The sequence below is a fragment of the Bradyrhizobium sp. 62 genome (genome assembly GCF_023073035.1).
Classification (GTDB): domain Bacteria; phylum Pseudomonadota; class Alphaproteobacteria; order Rhizobiales; family Xanthobacteraceae; genus Bradyrhizobium.
This window is the reverse complement of sequence record NZ_JADPIT010000016.1, coordinates 367,292-382,722: the sequence shown is the minus strand read 5'-3', so window position 1 is coordinate 382,722 and position 15,431 is coordinate 367,292. Positions and strand designations below refer to the sequence as shown.

The 15,431-nt window shown below is 64.9% G+C and carries 10 protein-coding genes; 4 read left to right on the top strand and 6 right to left on the bottom strand.

Annotated elements, in window-relative coordinates; translation table 11 throughout:
* Positions 1-57: 57 nt before the first annotated feature.
* Positions 58-1,608 carry an AMP-binding protein gene (locus IVB47_RS20810; protein ID WP_247463813.1) on the bottom strand — a complete coding sequence of 517 codons (1,551 nt, stop codon included), beginning with the start codon at positions 1,606-1,608 and terminating at the stop codon, positions 58-60.
* Between the two features lie 18 nt (positions 1,609-1,626).
* Positions 1,627-2,781, bottom strand: coding sequence for an iron-containing alcohol dehydrogenase (locus tag IVB47_RS20805; RefSeq protein WP_247463809.1), 1,155 nt, complete (start codon positions 2,779-2,781; stop codon positions 1,627-1,629).
* A gap of 444 nt (positions 2,782-3,225) precedes the next feature.
* On the opposite strand from IVB47_RS20805, the gene IVB47_RS20800 reads away from it, so the two are divergent.
* The 3 genes from IVB47_RS20800 to IVB47_RS20790 all read left to right on the top strand — a co-directional run bounded on the left by IVB47_RS20800 (position 3,226) and on the right by IVB47_RS20790 (position 9,068).
* Positions 3,226-4,443, top strand: a complete 1,218-nt coding sequence (locus IVB47_RS20800; RefSeq protein ID WP_247463806.1) for an efflux RND transporter periplasmic adaptor subunit — start codon at positions 3,226-3,228, stop codon at positions 4,441-4,443.
* The gene (locus IVB47_RS20795) at positions 4,440-7,604 is read left to right on the top strand and encodes a multidrug efflux RND transporter permease subunit (RefSeq protein WP_247285254.1); all 3,165 of its coding nucleotides are present in this window, start codon (positions 4,440-4,442) and stop codon (positions 7,602-7,604) included. Before IVB47_RS20800 ends, IVB47_RS20795 begins: the two co-directional genes overlap by 4 nt.
* 270 nt (positions 7,605-7,874) lie before the next feature.
* Complete coding sequence (locus IVB47_RS20790) at positions 7,875-9,068, top strand: ABC transporter substrate-binding protein (RefSeq protein WP_027565969.1); 1,194 nt, start codon at positions 7,875-7,877, stop codon at positions 9,066-9,068.
* A gap of 175 nt (positions 9,069-9,243) precedes the next feature.
* Here the strand turns inward: IVB47_RS20790 and IVB47_RS20785 are convergent, their stop codons facing one another.
* From IVB47_RS20785 to IVB47_RS20770, 4 genes are all read right to left on the bottom strand, one after another.
* Positions 9,244-9,630 carry an MAPEG family protein gene (locus IVB47_RS20785; protein ID WP_106941367.1) on the bottom strand — a complete coding sequence of 129 codons (387 nt, stop codon included), beginning with the start codon at positions 9,628-9,630 and terminating at the stop codon, positions 9,244-9,246.
* Positions 9,631-9,725: 95 nt separating this feature from the next.
* Positions 9,726-10,808, bottom strand: coding sequence for a lipocalin-like domain-containing protein (locus tag IVB47_RS20780; protein WP_247463801.1), 1,083 nt, complete (start codon positions 10,806-10,808; stop codon positions 9,726-9,728).
* Complete coding sequence (locus IVB47_RS20775; RefSeq protein WP_247463799.1) at positions 10,798-13,260, bottom strand: FtsX-like permease family protein; 2,463 nt, start codon at positions 13,258-13,260, stop codon at positions 10,798-10,800. The genes IVB47_RS20780 and IVB47_RS20775 overlap by 11 nt, the downstream gene beginning before the upstream one ends.
* Positions 13,257-13,910 (bottom strand): ABC transporter ATP-binding protein, encoded by a 654-nt coding sequence (locus IVB47_RS20770; protein ID WP_247463796.1) that lies wholly within the window; start codon positions 13,908-13,910, stop codon positions 13,257-13,259. The genes IVB47_RS20775 and IVB47_RS20770 overlap by 4 nt, the downstream gene beginning before the upstream one ends.
* Before the next feature lie 145 nt (positions 13,911-14,055).
* Here IVB47_RS20770 and IVB47_RS20765 point away from each other — a divergent pair, with 145 nt between their 5' ends.
* On the top strand, positions 14,056-15,414 hold the full coding sequence (locus tag IVB47_RS20765) for an MFS transporter (protein WP_247463793.1): 1,359 nt from the start codon (positions 14,056-14,058) through the stop codon (positions 15,412-15,414).
* Positions 15,415-15,431: the final 17 nt, after the last annotated feature.

The following is a 15,431-nucleotide window of genomic DNA, read 5'->3' as shown; positions in this document are numbered from 1 at the left end:
CAATTGCGCACTAGGCCGGGACGACACCAAGTGTGTGGCGCGCGTCGGCCAAGCCCCTCACACGATCCTGGACGCCTTGTTCCCCCAATAGCGGTCCCGCAGCAGCCGCTTGTACAGCTTCCCCGTCGGCAGCCGCGGCAACTCCTTTTCGAAATCGACCGAGCGCGGCACCTTCTGCCGCGACAGCGACGCCCCGCAGAAGGCGATCAGCTCTGCGGCGAGCGCCTCGCCCGGCACGATGCCGGGCATCGGCTGCACCACCGCCTTCACCTCTTCGCCGAGGTCGGGATTGGGCACGCCGAACACCGCGGCGTCCGCAACCTTTGGATGGGTGATCAATAAATTCTCGCACTCCTGCGGATAGATGTTCACGCCGCCGGAGATGATCATGAAGGTCGCGCGGTCTGTTAGATGAAGGAAGCGGTCCTCGTCGACATAGCCGACGTCGCCGACCGTGCTCATGCTGCCGTCGGCCGAGCGCGCCTCCTTGGTCTTCTCCGGGTCGTTGAAATATTCAAAAGGCGAGGCCGTCTTGAACCAGACCTGTCCTGGCGTGCCGGTGGGGCATGGTTTCATGGTCTCGTCGAGAATATGGAGCTCGCCGAGCAGCACCTTGCCGACGGTGCCGCGATGGGCGAGCCATTCCGCGCTGTCGCAGGCGGTGAAGCCAAGGCCTTCGGTCGCGCCGTAATATTCGTGGATGATCGGTCCCCACCATTTGATCATGTCGTCCTTCACCAGGGCCGGGCAGGGCGCTGCGGCATGGATCGCGATCTCGAGCGACGACAGGTCATAGTGTTTTCGCATCCCCTCCGGCAGCTTGAGCATGCGCGAGAACATCGTCGGCACCAACTGGGTATGAGTAATGCCCCATTGCTGCACGAGCTGGAGGTAACGCTCGGGATCGAACGTTTCCATGATGATGACGGTGCCGCCCATCCGGATCGTGAGGTTCACGGCGGCCTGCGGCGCCGAATGATAGAGCGGCGCCGGTGACAGGTAGATCATGCCCTCGCGGTATTGCCAAAGCTTGGTCAGGAAATCGAACAACGGCAGATTGTGCTTTGGCGGCTCCTCCGGAAGGGGTCGCAGAATCCCTTTTGGCCGTCCCGTCGTGCCCGATGAATACAGCATGGCGGTGCCGAGCCATTCGTCCGGGATCGGCGTCTTCGGGAGATTGGCGGTCACCTCGGTGAGGCCGACGATGCGCTCGCTCTCGCCCGGGCCGTCGCCGACGATGCACAGTTTGATGTCGGGGCAGACCTTGATCGCCTCGCGCGCGATCTCAAGCTTCGCAACCGACGTGATCAGGATTTTCGACTGGCTGTTGACCAGGAGATAAGCGAGCTCGCCCGGCGTCAGGAACGAGTTGATGCAGGTGTAGTAGAGGCCGCAGCGCTCGCCCGCGCCGCAGGCTTCGAGGTAGCGCGAATTGTTCTCCATGAAGATCGAATAATGGTCGAGCCGCTTCAAGCCGTGCTTGCGGAACAAATGCGCCAGCCGATTGCTGCGCGCATCGAGCTCGCGATAGGTGACGGCCTCGCCAGTTCCCGCCATGATGAAGGCGGGCTGGAGCGGGCGCAGGCGGGCATGCTGACCTGGGTACATCGGTCCTTCGGCTTTAGATCATGCGGCAAGAAGCAGGATTTCGCGCACCTGCGCGGGGCCGTCGATCTTGCGCGGGTTGCGCGGAATCCAGTTCGTGCGCATCGCAGCGTCCGCGATGGCGTCGAAATGCTCCGGCGAGACGCGTACATCGGCGAGGCTGCGCGGCATGCCGAGCGAGCGGATGAAGGCATCCAGCACATCGGCCGCCTTGTGACCCGGAAAGCCCATTGCGGCCGCGACGATCATCTGGCGCTCGGCATTGTCGGGCGCATTCCAGCGCATCACGGCCGGCAGCATGATGCAGGAGGTGTAGCCATGCGGCACGTCGAAGGCTGCACCCAGCACGTAGCCGATGCCGTGGCTTGCCCCCATCGGCACGCCGGCGGCGAGCGCGCCCATCGACAGCCAGGTGCCGATCTGCGCATCCATGCGCGCGTCGAGATCGCCAGGGTCGGCCTTCACCCGCGGCAGCGCGTCGGCGAGCATGGCGAGGCCCTTCACCGACTGCGCGTCGGCATAGGGATGCGTCTCGCGCGAGCAGATCGCCTCGACGCAATGATCGATGGCGCGGATGCCGGTCGAGAGGAACAGCCATTCCGGCGTGTGCACGGTGATGGCGGGATCGAGGATGGTCGCCCGCGGAACGCTGAGCGGATGCCGCAGCATCTGTTTCACATGGGCGGTGCGGTCGGTGACGCCTGCGATCGAGCTGAACTCACCGCCGGCGATCGTGGTCGGGACGCTGATCTGACGCACGGTCGGCGCATTCATCTCGGGCGCGACGCCCTTGTGCACGCGGATACGCTCGATGCCGTCGACATCGTCGATGCCGTTGGCGAGGCAGAGCTGCACCGCCTTGGCCCCGTCGGTGATCGAGCCGCCGCCCACGGTGACGATCAGGTCGGCGCCCGCGTCGCGCGCCGCATTGGTGGCGGCGATCACCGCCTCCCGCGGGGTGTGCGCCGGCATGGCATCGAAGACGCCCGCGCAATTTGTGCCCAGGGCCTGTTTGATCTTCGTGATTTCGTCGGTCTGGCGGTTGAGCGTCCCCGAGACCATCAGGAAGGCGCGGCGCGTCCCCAGCCGGTCCATCTGCGCGACCACGGCTTCGGCCGCGGGATGGCCGAACACGACTTCCTCGATCGCGCCGTAAACGACACGTCCCTGGTGCACGCCTGTCCTCCCCGGACAATTCGACTTATTTTTGTGGGGGGTAGTCTAACCGCGCTGGCGGCATTCGTCATGCGCGAAGACGCTGGCCGAGAGGTCGTCATGCCCGGCTTGTACCGCCTGCGCGGCCGAAGCCGCTTCTGCGAGGCGAAGGCCCGGGCGTCCACGTTCTTTGCGCCACGGGGCAAGACGTGGATGGCCGGGTCAAGCCCGGCCATGACGCTGTGGAAGCGTTAATGCCCCAAGTTTTTTTTGTCAGATGCAATAGCTCTCGCCCAGGCGGGGAGAGGCGAAGAAGAACCTGTCAACCCATCATCCGGCTAGGGCATCTCGCCGAGCCTTGCGCGCGCTTTGGTCTTGAAGAGTTCACCATTGCGACCCATCTTGTGGCGCCCGCGGGTACAGGCGTACCCTGCTATTTCCGCGGTTTTTATGCGAGGACCTGGGATGACTGGACCGGACGGAAGCGAGCAGTTTGTCAAAAGGCACGATTTCGTTTCGCCTCGACCTCGCGTGATCGCGGGGCTTCTTGCCGCGGCATTCGGTCTTGCGGGCTGTGGACAGCCGACCCCGCAAGCGGCCGCCCCGCCGCCCGCGCCGGTGACCGTCGCCCAGCCGGTCAAGCGCACCGTCACCGATTGGGACGAGTTCACCGGCCGCTTCGAGGCCATGGAGGAGGTGCAGGTCCGCCCGCGCGTCGGTGGGTTTGTCAACTCTGTCGAATTCCAGGATGGCGCCATCGTTCGTCAGGGCGATCTGCTCTATGTCATCGACCCACGTCCGTTCGAGGCGGTGGCCACGCAGGCGGAGGGGCAGCTTTCCGATGCGCGTGCCAAGGTGGAGCTTGCAAAGCGGGAGCTCGATCGCGGTTTGAGCCTGGTGCAGACCAGCGCCGTCTCCGAGCAGGTTGTCGATCAGCGCCGGCAGGCCTTGCAGGCCGCGCATGCTGCCGAAACACAGGCCGAGGGTACGCTCAAAGTCGCCAAGCTCAATATCGAATTCACGCATGTGACGGCGCCGCTGACCGGCCGCGTCAGCCGCCATCTCGTCAGCCCTGGCAATCTCGTGCAGGGCAGCGATACCGGAACGTCGACGCTGCTCACCTCGATCGTGACGCTCGACCCGATCTATATCTATTTCGACATGGATGAGGCGACCTTCATCAAATACAGCAAGCTGTGGTTCGAAGGCCGCCGCCCGAGCTCGCGCGATACGGCGAACCCGGTGCAGGTGACGCTCGCCGGCGAGACGAAACCATCCCGTGAAGGCAGCATCAATTTCCTCGACAACCGTCTCGATGTCTCCACCGGCACGCTGCGCAGCCGCGCCGTGATCAAGAACACCGATCTGTCGATCCTGCCGGGTCAGTTCGGTCGCGTCCGCCTGATCGGCAGCGCGCCATATGAGGCGCTGCTGATTCCCGACGTCGCGGTTGCGACCGACCAGTCGCGCAAGATCGTGTTCGTGGTGAAGCCGGACGACACTGTCGAGGCGCGTCCCGTGACGCTAGGGCCGCTCGATGACGGCTTGCGCGTGATCCGCGAAGGGCTGAAGGCTGACGATCGCGTCATCGTCAACGGCATCCAGCGCGCCCGTGTCGGCGCCAAAGTCGCCCCGCAGACGGCGCCAGCGCCGGCCGGTGGCAAGCCCGGTGACAAGTCATGAATCTTGGCCGTCTCTCCATCAACCAGCCCATCCTGGCGATGGTGCTGTCGATCGTGCTGCTGATCGTCGGCGCGCTCGCGTACACCACGCTGCCGGTCTCCGAATATCCGCAAGTGGTGCCGCCGACCGTCGTCGTCACCACGCAATATCCCGGCGCCTCCGCGCAGACCGTGTCCGACACGGTTGCAGCTCCCATCGAGCAGGAGATCAACGGCGTCGAGGACATGCTGTATCTCTACAGCCAGGCGACCTCGAACGGCCAGCTCACCATCACCGTCACTTTCAAGCTTGGCACCGATCTCGACAAGGCCCAGGTGCTGGTGCAGAACCGCGTCGCAATCGCGCAGCCGCGTTTGCCTGAAGAGGTTCAGCGCAACGGCGTCACCACACGCAAGAACTCGCCCGACATTCTGATGGTCGTGTTCATGCTGTCGCCCGACGACACTTTCGACCAGCTCTACATCTCCAACTACGCGCTGCTCCAGGTCCGCGACCAGCTGCTGCGGATCGACGGCGTCGGCGACATCCAGATCTTCGGCGCACGCGATTATTCGATGCGGCTATGGCTCGATCCTGACCGGATCGCCAATCTCGGCCTGACGTCGGCCGAAGTGCTCGCCGCGATCCGTGCGCAGAACGTGCAGATCGCGGGCGGCCAGATCGCCGAGCCGCCGATCGCGGATCGCGCTTTCCAGCCGAACCTCACCTTTACCGGGCGATTGAAAGACCAGAAGCAGTTCGAGGACATCCTGATCAAGGCCGGCTCCGACGGCCGCACGGTGCGCCTGCGCGACGTCGCCCGCATCGAGCTCGGTGCTCTCGCCTACTCCACCAACAGCTTCCTGCTGCGCAAATCGGCGGTCGCCATGCTGGTGACGCAGCGGCCGGGATCGAACGCACTCGCGACCGCGAAGAACATTTCGGACACGATGACGAAGCTGAAGGAGACCTTTCCGAAAGGCCTCGACTTCAATATCGGCTACAACCCGACCGAGTTCATCGCGCAGTCCGTCCATGAGCTGATCAAGACCATCTACGAGGCCATGTTGCTCGTGGTCATCGTGGTTCTGGTGTTCCTGCAAGGGTGGCGACCCGCGATCATTCCGATCATCGCGATCCCGGTGTCGCTGGTCGGCACCTTCGCGGTGATGGCGGCGCTCGGCTTCTCCATCAACAATCTCACGCTGTTCGGGCTCGTTCTCGCCGTCGGCATCGTGGTCGACGACGCCATCGTGGTGGTCGAGAATGTCGAGCGGCATCTCGAGCATGGCATGAGCCGGCGCGACGCCGCGCTGAAGACCATGGAGGAGGTCGGCGGCGCACTGGTGTCGATTGCGCTGGTGCTGTGCGCGGTGTTCGTCCCGACCGCGTTTCTGGGCGGCATATCCGGGCAATTCTTTCAGCAATTCGCCGTCACCATTGCGGTCGCGACCGCAATCTCCTGCTTCTGCTCGTTGACGCTATCGCCGGCGCTGGCCTCGCTTCTCCTCGTCCCGCACGAGGAGAAGCGGCCGCCGGCGCGCTGGAATATCCTCGCCCGCGGCTGGAGTGCTTTCACGGGCGTCTTTAACCGCGTGTTCGACCGTCTCGCGCATGGCTATGCCGGCCTCGCCAATTTCGTGATCCGGCATTCGGCGGTGATGATCCTGATCTACGTCGTGCTGATCGGCAGCGCCGGCTGGCTGATCGCCACCACGTCGCAAGGCTTCATTCCGGCGCAGGACCGCGGCTACGTCATCATCTCCGTGCAATTGCCGGGCGCCGCTTCGCTGGCACGCACCACCGAGGTCGTGCGCGAGATCGAGCGGATCGCGCTGGATACGCCGGGTATCATCCGCGTCGCCGCTTTCGCGGGCTTCTCCGGCGCGACGCGGACGCAGGCCGGCAACGCGGCGGCGCTCTTCCCGGTGTTCGACGAGCCCGAGGCGCGGATCAAGAAGGGATTGTCTGCGAACGCCATCACGGTCGAGCTGCGCAAACGCCTGGCCGCGATTCAGGGTGCCTTCATCATCGTGATTCCGCCGCCGGCCGTGCCCGGCATCGGCACCGGCGGCGGCTTCACCATCCGCATCCAGGACCGCCAGGGCCGTGGGCCGGAGATGCTCGCCGCAGCTACTGACGAGCTTGTCGCCGCGGCGCGCAAATCGCCCTCGCTGCTCGCTCCCTCCGTGTTCTCTCCGTTCTCGGCCAATACGCCGCAGCTCTTCGTCGACATCGACCGCACCAAGGCGCAGAAGCTCGGCGTTCCCATCGCCGGCATCAACGACACGATCCAGACCTATTTCGGATCGACCTATGTCAACGACTTCAACCTGTTCGGTCGCACCTATCACGTCACCGCACAGGCGGACTTCCCGTTCCGGAAAGAGCCGAGCGACCTGTCGCGCCTGCGCACGCGGAACGCCTCCGGCGACATGGTGATGCTGGGCAGCGTGGTCGAGTTCAAGGACGTCTCGGGCCCCGACCGCGTTGCGCGCTACAATCTCTATGCGGCGTCCGAATTGCAGGGCGAGCCGGCGCCGGGCACCAGCTCGACCACCGCGCTCAACACCATCAAGAAGCTCGCCGACGATACCCTGCCGAGCGGCTTCACCTTCGAATGGACCGACCTGTCGTACCAGCAGATCACGGGCGGCAATGCGGGTCTCTACGTGTTCCCGATCTGCGTGCTGTTCGTCTATCTGGTGCTCGCTGCGCAATATGGCAGCTGGACCCTGCCGTTCGCGGTGATCCTGATCGTGCCGATGTGCCTGTTAGCCGCCACCATCGGCGTGCGCATCATGGGGCAGGACGTCAACATCCTCACCCAGATCGGTTTCGTCGTGCTGGTGGGATTGGCGGCGAAGAACGCGATCCTGATCGTCGAGTTCGCCCGCGACATCGAGAAGGAAGGCAAGCCGCGGCTGGAGGCCGTGATCGACGCCTGCCGCCTGCGCCTGCGGCCGATCCTGATGACGTCCTTCGCCTTCATCCTCGGCGTGCTGCCGCTGGTGATCTCGTCCGGCTCGGGCTCGGAGATGCGGCAAGCGGTCGGCGTCGCCGTGTTCTTCGGCATGATCGGCGTCACCCTGTTCGGGCTGTTGTTCACGCCGATCTTCTACGTGGTGGTGAGGAACCTGGCCGAGGGGAAGAACGAGGGGAAGCCGAAGGCGGTGGGCTGATTCCTCTCAAACGTCGTCCTGGCGAAAGCCAGGACCCATTACCCCATGGAGAGGTTCGAAGCGAAGCTGGTAACCACGAGTCGTCGCAAAACGACGCCCTGTGGTTATGGATCCCGGATCTGCGCTCCGCTTCGCTGCGCTTGTCGGGGACGACGCCGTTTGCTTGCCACGCCCTTCATACTAACGACCAACATGCAATGGATGGGCAGGCGCGGGGTTCTTCACTAGTATCCGCGCGATTTCAAAACAGAAAACTGCTGGGAGCAACCTATGAAATCAGCACTTTTGGCCGCTGTCGCAATTTCGGCCTTGCTGCTGGCCGCGCCGGCCTCTGCGCAAGGCGTCAAGATCGGTATCCTCAACGACCAGTCCGGCGTCTACGCCGATTACGGCGGCAAATGGTCGGTCGAGGCCGCCAGGATGGCGATCGAGGATTTCGGCGGCGAGGTGCTGGGCCAGAAGGTGGAACTCGTCACCGCCGACCACCAGAACAAGCCGGATCTCGCGACCTCCATCGCGCGGCGCTGGTACGATGTCGAGAACGTCGACATGATCACGGAGCTGACGACCTCATCGGTCGCGCTCGCGATCCACGAGCTCTCCAAGGAAAAGAAGAAGATCGACATCGTGGTTGGCGCTGCGACCTCGCGCCTCACCGGCGATGCCTGCCAGCCCTATGGTTTCCACTGGGCCTATGACACCCGCGCGCTCGGCGTCGGCACCGGCGGCTCGCTGACCAAGGCCGGCGGCGACAGCTGGTTCTTCCTCACTGCGGACTATGCCTTCGGCTACGCGCTGGAGAAGGACACCAGCGAGATCGTCACCGCCAATGGCGGCAAGGTGCTCGGTTCGGTGCGCGTGCCGCTCAACTCCTCGGACTTCTCCTCCTTCCTGCTCCAGGCGCAGAGCTCGAAGGCGAAGATCGTCGGCCTTGCCAATGCCGGCCTCGACACCACCAACTCGATCAAGCAGGCGTCCGAGTTCGGCATCGTCTCCGGTGGCCAGAAGCTCGCGGGCCTCTTGATGACGCTCGCCGAAGTGAACGGTCTCGGCTTGCAGGCCGCGCAAGGCCTGGTGCTGACCGAGGGCTATTACTGGGACATCAACGACCGCACCCGCAATCTCGGCGAACGCTTTCTCAAGCGCACCGGCCGGATGCCGAACATGATCCAGGCCGGCACCTATTCGGCGACGCTGAGCTATCTCAAGGCGGTCAAGGCCGCTGGCACCAAGGATCCGGATGCGGTCGCCAAGAAGCTGAAGGAGTTGCCGGTCGACGACGACTTCGCGCAAGGCGGCAAGGTGCTCGAGAACGGCCGCATGGTCCACGACATGTATCTGTTCGAGGTCAAGAAGCCCTCCGAATCGAAGAAGCCCTGGGACTATTACAAGCAGCTCGCGGTCGTTCCCGGCGAGAAGGCGTTCTTCACGGCCAAGGAGAGCGGCTGTCCGCTGACGAAGTAGGGCCAGGACCGCGCCAATAACTCCTATGTCGTCCCGGCGAAAGCCGGACCCATAACCCCAGCGAGAAGTTGTGGGCGCGAACTGGTAACTCCGAGTCATCGTCAAACCACATCCCGGGGGTATGGGTCCCGGCCTTCGCCGGGACGACTCTGAGTGTGTGGCGGTTGCCCGCCCCTCACACCAGCCGCAGCACCACCGCGCCCAACGCCCCCGCCCACAGCGCAATCGCCGCGACGCCCTGGATCATGAAGCCCGGGCCGCGTTTAGCGGCAGCCTTCGAATAGCCGATGAAATAGACAATGCGGCCGATGATCCACACCGCGCCGATGCCGGCCGCGATGGCGTCGCCGATATAGATCGCGAACAGCCACAGCGCCGGCAGGACGATCGGCATCCATTCCAGCGTGTTCATCTGAATGCGAAACGCGCGCTCGAAATCCGGATGGCCTGACGTGGCCGGCACCTTAACACCGGTCTTGGTCCGCGCCCGCGAGACATTGATGCAGGTGAAGAAATAAAATGCGATCGCCAGCAGCGTGACGAGGGCGGTGAGACGATACATCGTTGGTTTCCTTAAAGCGTTTTCGAGCGAAGTCGACACCCGGCCCGCGTAAAGAAAAACGCGTCAAAACGAGGATCTAGACAGGTCGCGCTTCTTCAATACCCGGTCAGCTCGAGATAGCCAACGCCGTCATGCGTGCCGGCAAAGCTGATCGGCCCCTCCCAATAGGAAAAACCGGTCCCCATCCACGCCTTTGGATTGAGCGGCTTGCACTGGATCGAGAACGACCGCGAGGGGATCGCGATCTGCCATTCCACCGGCAGCTTGTGTCCCGCGACCTCGGCGGTCGCCTTCGGAGTCATCTGGATGTCGTCGCCCGCAATCATGTGCGTATCGCCGGCGGCGGAGATCCAGTTGCCGAACGGATGATTCCGGCCGTCCTTCTGGCGCAGCCGGTACAGCATCAGCTTGTCGCCGGACGCGAGATGCAGCGACAGCCAGTCCCAGCCGGTCTGGTCGGTGTCGAGCGGCTGGCTGCTCCATTCGCGGTCCATCCAGGCCTGGCCGGAAACATCGACCGGCCTGTCGTCGATGGTGAGCGTGCCGCGGGCGCGATAGAACGGCTGGCTGTAATAGTAGGAGGCCTGTCCGCGCTCGGACTTGCGGCTGTAGCCGCGATCGCCTTGCAGCACCACCGGACGATCGGCCTCAAGCGTCAGCGCGTAACTGAAGTCGGTGCCAGCGGCCTTCAGCGCCAGCGGCGCCAGAGTGCGATCGCCGGTGCGCTCGGATCCGTTCATCTCCCAATCATCGATCCAGGCCGAGAACGGTTTCGCGGTGACGCCGGCCTGCCCCACACCGCCGCGGGAAAACAGCTCATTGAAGCGGTGGGTGTCGGCGCGCGTCACCGCCGCATGCGCCATCCACACCTGCTGATTGGCCCAGCCTTCGCTCTGCGGCCCCGGCTGCGTCGCCTGGCGAAACAGCGTCCATTGCAGGCCGCAAGCCGCGCCGCTGCTATCGACGAGATTCGCCGTGAGATACCACCACTCGATGCGAAACTCCGGATGCGGCCCGTGATCGTCCGGAAAGGCGAACGTCTTCCCCGGCGTGACCTTGGCAAAGCCGTCGGCTGTCTCGCCGAGCCCGGCATAGCCTTGCGCGCCCGCGCGGCGGACTGCCGCGAGCGCGGCGATGCCGCCGGCGAAGGTGCGCCGCGTTATCCCGTTAGCGCTCATTGGCAAACACCTTGACGAGGCTCGCCGGCTGCATCCGGGCAAGTCGGATCATCGGCAGCAGGGCGGCAAGCAACGAGGCGAACAGCGCGACCGCGACCAGCTCGACCAGTTGCAGCGGAAACACGTGGAACGGCAGCCGCCAGCCGAACGCCTTCACGTTGACGATCGCGATCAGGCACCACGCCACCAGCAGGCCGAGCGGCACGGCCAGGAGCGACGTGAACAGCGCGACCGACAGCGTCTTGGTCAGCTCGATCGCGGCAAGGCGTGGCCGCGTGATGCCGATCGCCCAGAGCGGTGCGAGTTGCGGCAGGCGCGAGTTCGCCAGTGTGAGAAGGCTGGTCAGAAGCGCGATCCCGGCGACGCCGAGCGTGAACGCGTTCAGCGCCGACGTCACCGCAAAGGTGCGGTTGAAGATCCGGATCGATTCTGCCTTCACCGTCGCCTGGTCGGCGACGCTGCGGTCATCGAGCGCAAACTGCTTCTGCAACGCCGTGATCAGGCCGGGGATATTCTCCTTCGCGACGATGAGACCGATGCGCGTCTGCGGCGTCTGCGGAAACTGCCGGATCAGTGCCGCGACGTTCACCGCAAGCTGGCCCTTGGGATTGCCGTAGTCGGCATAGATGCCGACGATGTCGAGCTCCCAGGTCCCGCCCGGCGCCGGGACGTCAACGACATCGCCGACGCGGACGTTGAGGCGGCGGCTCAGCTGCTCGCTGATGAACGCGGCATTACCGGGCACGAGCCGGGTCCAGGCACGGGGCGCGGCTTCCAGCAGCGGCCAGCGCTCGCGATAGAGCGCATGATCGGGCAGGCCGAGCAGCTCGACCGGCTGGCCCTGCACCTGTGCCTCGGCGCGTCCGCCCGACAGGATCGCCTGGACATCACCGCGCTCCTTCAGCCAGTTGCGGATTGCGACACCTTTCGCATTGTCGGAGGCGCTGATGTAGACGTCGGCCGCGAGCCGCCCGTCGAGCCAGCCGATGAAGGTGCGGCTGAACGTTTCCACCATGGTGGACACTCCGACATTGACGGCGAGCGCGAGCAGCAGCGCCATCAGCGCCAGCGACAAACCCGAGAGCTGCTGCCGGCTGTCCGCCCAGAACCACAGCGCGAGCGGTTTTCGCGCGAAACGCTGCCCGGTCCGCAGGATGATGTCGAGGAAGGCCGGCAGGATCAACGCGGCGCCGAGCATCAGCGCCGCCAGCACGCCAAAGCCCGCGATCAACGATTGCCCGTACTGGAGCAGCAACAGCGCGACCGCGAACACGGCGCAGGCGGCTAGGCCTTGCAGGATCAGCCAGCGGCGCTGCCGCTGTTGCCAGGCGCGCGGCTGCGCGGTCGCCAGCACCGGCATCCTGACGGCCTTGATCAGGCTGGTCGCCGCGGCAACAAGCGCGCCCACAATGCTGATGCCGATCCCGGCGAGCCACCATTCGGGACGCAAGCTGAGCTGCCCCGGAATCTGCGCGCCATAGAGTCCACGCAAGGACGCCGCGACGTCGGGCAAGAGCGCGGCCGCGATGAAATAGCCGCAGGCAAGCCCGATCAGGCCTGCGACCAGCGACAGCGCCACGAGCTCGACCACCAGCACGGTGTTGACCAGCCGCGCCGAGGCACCGCAAGCCCGCAAGGTGCGGAGCATCGGCAGCCGCTGCTCGAAGGCGAGGCCGACGGCGGAATTGACGATGAAAAGACCGACGAAGAACGACAGCAGGCCGAACGCGGTGAGGTTGAGATGAAAGCTGTCGGTGAGGCGCTCCAGCTCGGTCTCGGCATTCGGTTCGACCCGCTGCAAGCGGTCGCCGACGACGCTCGCCAATGGCGCGGGCTTGCCCTTCGGTTTGCCGATCAGAAGTCGCGAGATCTGGTCCGGCTTGTTGAGGAGCCGCTGCGCCACGCCGATGTCGACGACGAGCACGTCGGGCACCAGCTGCGGCTGCACGCGCAGTGGTGGCAGTTTTGCGCCGCTGCTGATCGCTGGTGCCGCGCCTTCCTGCTCCTGCAAATCGTTCAGCGTCTCCCGTGCCACCAGCGTCTGGCCCGGCGGCGCGACGAAGTTGCTCAGATCGGCGGCGCCGAGGCGCGGTGCGTTGCCGACATCGACCGGCAGCGTCACGGGCTCGATGCCGAGCAGCCGGACCGAGCGCCCGTTGACCTGGACCCGGCCCTCCAGCATCGGCGAGACCGGCCAGCCGGCGCGACGGAGCTTGACGAACAATTCCTGCGGAAAGGTCGCGGCATCGGGCGCGACCAGCATCGGCGTGCGCGCGCCGCCGAAGGTTGCCGCGGCGCGGTCATAGGCGTTGCGGGCCTGCTGGTTGATCGCCTGCACGCCGCTCCACAACGCGGTCGCCGCGATCAGCCCGATCAGGAGCGTCGCGAACTGCATCTTGTGGCGCCGCCAATGGCTGAGCAGCACGGCGAGGACCCAGAGCGCGCGCCTCATGCGATCCGCCCGGCGTGCAGGTTGACGTGGCGATCGAGTGCCGCGGCCAGATGCAGGCTGTGCGTCACCAGCAGAAAGCCGCAGCCGGTGCGCGTGACGAGGTCGCGCGTCAGCGCCAGCACGTCCTCGGCAGTGGCTTCGTCGAGATTGCCGGTCGGCTCGTCCGCCAGCAGCAACGACGGCTTTATCGCCAGGGCCCGGCCGATCGCGACCCGTTGCTGCTGGCCGCCTGACAATTGTTCTGGATAACGCTTGAGCAGGCCGCCAAGCCCGAGACGCTCGATCAGCTCCTTGTACCAAGCTGCGTCGTAGCGGTCGGCGATCCGTGCCTGAAAGACCAGATTATCCCCGACCGACAGACTCGGGATCAAATTGTACTGTTGAAACACCAGGCCGATCCGGTCGCGCCGCAGGCCCGCGCGTCCCGCATCGGACAATTTGGTGACCTCGGTGTCTTCCAGTCGGATCGTGCCGCCATCGGCGGCATCGAGCCCTGCGATCAGGTGCAACAGCGTGCTCTTGCCGCTGCCGGACTCGCCGGTCAGCGCGACGCGTTCGCCGGCCTTGAGGTCGAGATCGACGCCGCGCAGGACATGGACCGGCTCGCCGGCCGAAGAGAACGTCTTGGAGAGGTTGCGGATGCTCAGCACGATGAATGGCGCCGGACGGAATTAGCGGAATTGCTGCGTAGCACACTTGCTGCGGAAATGCCGGGTTGCGTTGGTCTTGAAGCCGTTGTTAGCTCCTAAGAGGACCAAATCAAAAAAGTGCCAAAAAGGGACGACGGGGAGAACGATGAGCGCTCAGGCAACGCAGCCCGCGGCGGGCAAGATGACGGGGATGTCCAAGGAAACGTCCAAGGAAACGTCCAAGGAAACGCCAAAGGGTGCCTGGACCGTTACATTTCTCCTGTTTCTTTTCATGCTGGTGAACTTCGCCGACAAGATCGTCGTGAGTCTCGCGGGCGTTCCGATCATGACCGAGCTGAAGCTCGAGCCCGAGCAGTTCGGTCTGCTCGGCTCCTCGTTCTTCTTCCTGTTCTGGTTTGCGGCCATCGTGGTCGGCTTCATCGTCAACAAGGTGCCGACGCGCTGGGTGCTGCTGACACTCGCCGTGATCTGGGCGCTGGCGCAGTTTCCGATGGTCGGCACCGTCTCTTTCACCACACTCATGATCTGCCGCATCGTGCTCGGCGCCGGCGAGGGCCCTGCGGCCTCGGTGGCGATGCACGCGGTCTACAAATGGTTCCCCGACGAGAAGCGCACGATGCCGACCGCGATCCTGTCGCAGGGTTCGGCCTTTGGCGTGATCCTGACGGTCCCGGCGTTGAACTGGATCATCGTCAACCATTCCTGGCATTACGCGTTCGGCGCGCTCGGAATCGTCGGCCTGATCTGGGTCGCCGCCTGGCTCGCACTCGGCAAGGAAGGCCCGCTGGACACCCACGCATCGGCCGTGATCGAACCGAAAATACCCTATCTCCAGCTTCTGACATCGCGCACCTTCATCGGCTGCGTGACCGCGACCTTCGGCGCCTATTGGGCGTTGTCGCTCGGGCTCACCTGGTTCACGCCCTTCATCATCAAGGGCCTCGGCTTCTCGCAGTCTCAGGCGGGCTTCGTCTCGATCCTGCCCTGGGTGTTCGGGGCGACCATCGTCATTCTCACGGGCTGGATCTCGCAGGTGATGCTGGCACGCGGCTACACGTCGCGGATCTCCCGCGGCGTGCTCGGCTCGGTGCCGCTGATTGTCGGCGGCCTGATCCTCGCGATGATGCCGCAAGTCCAGGGCGCGGGCCTCCAGATCGCCCTGCTCGTTGTCGGCTCCGGCCTGTGCGGCGCGATCTACGTCGTCTGCCCGCCCATGCTCGGCGAGTTCACGCCGACGTCGCAGCGCGGCGCGGTTCTCGCGATCTACGGTGCGCTCTATACGCTTTCGGGCATCATCGCGCCGCTGGTGATGGGCAGCGTGATCCAGCGCGCCGGCAACATGCTCGACGGCTACATGACCGGCTTCACCATCAACGCCGCGATCATGGTCGGCTCCGGTGTGCTCGGGCTGCTCCTGCTCTGGCCGAACACGGAAAAGGCCAGGCTGACCGGTGGAGCTACGCCGCAGGCCGCGCCGCTGAAGAGCGCGGTGTCGCCGACGTAAGGGGCGGGCTCCGCCAA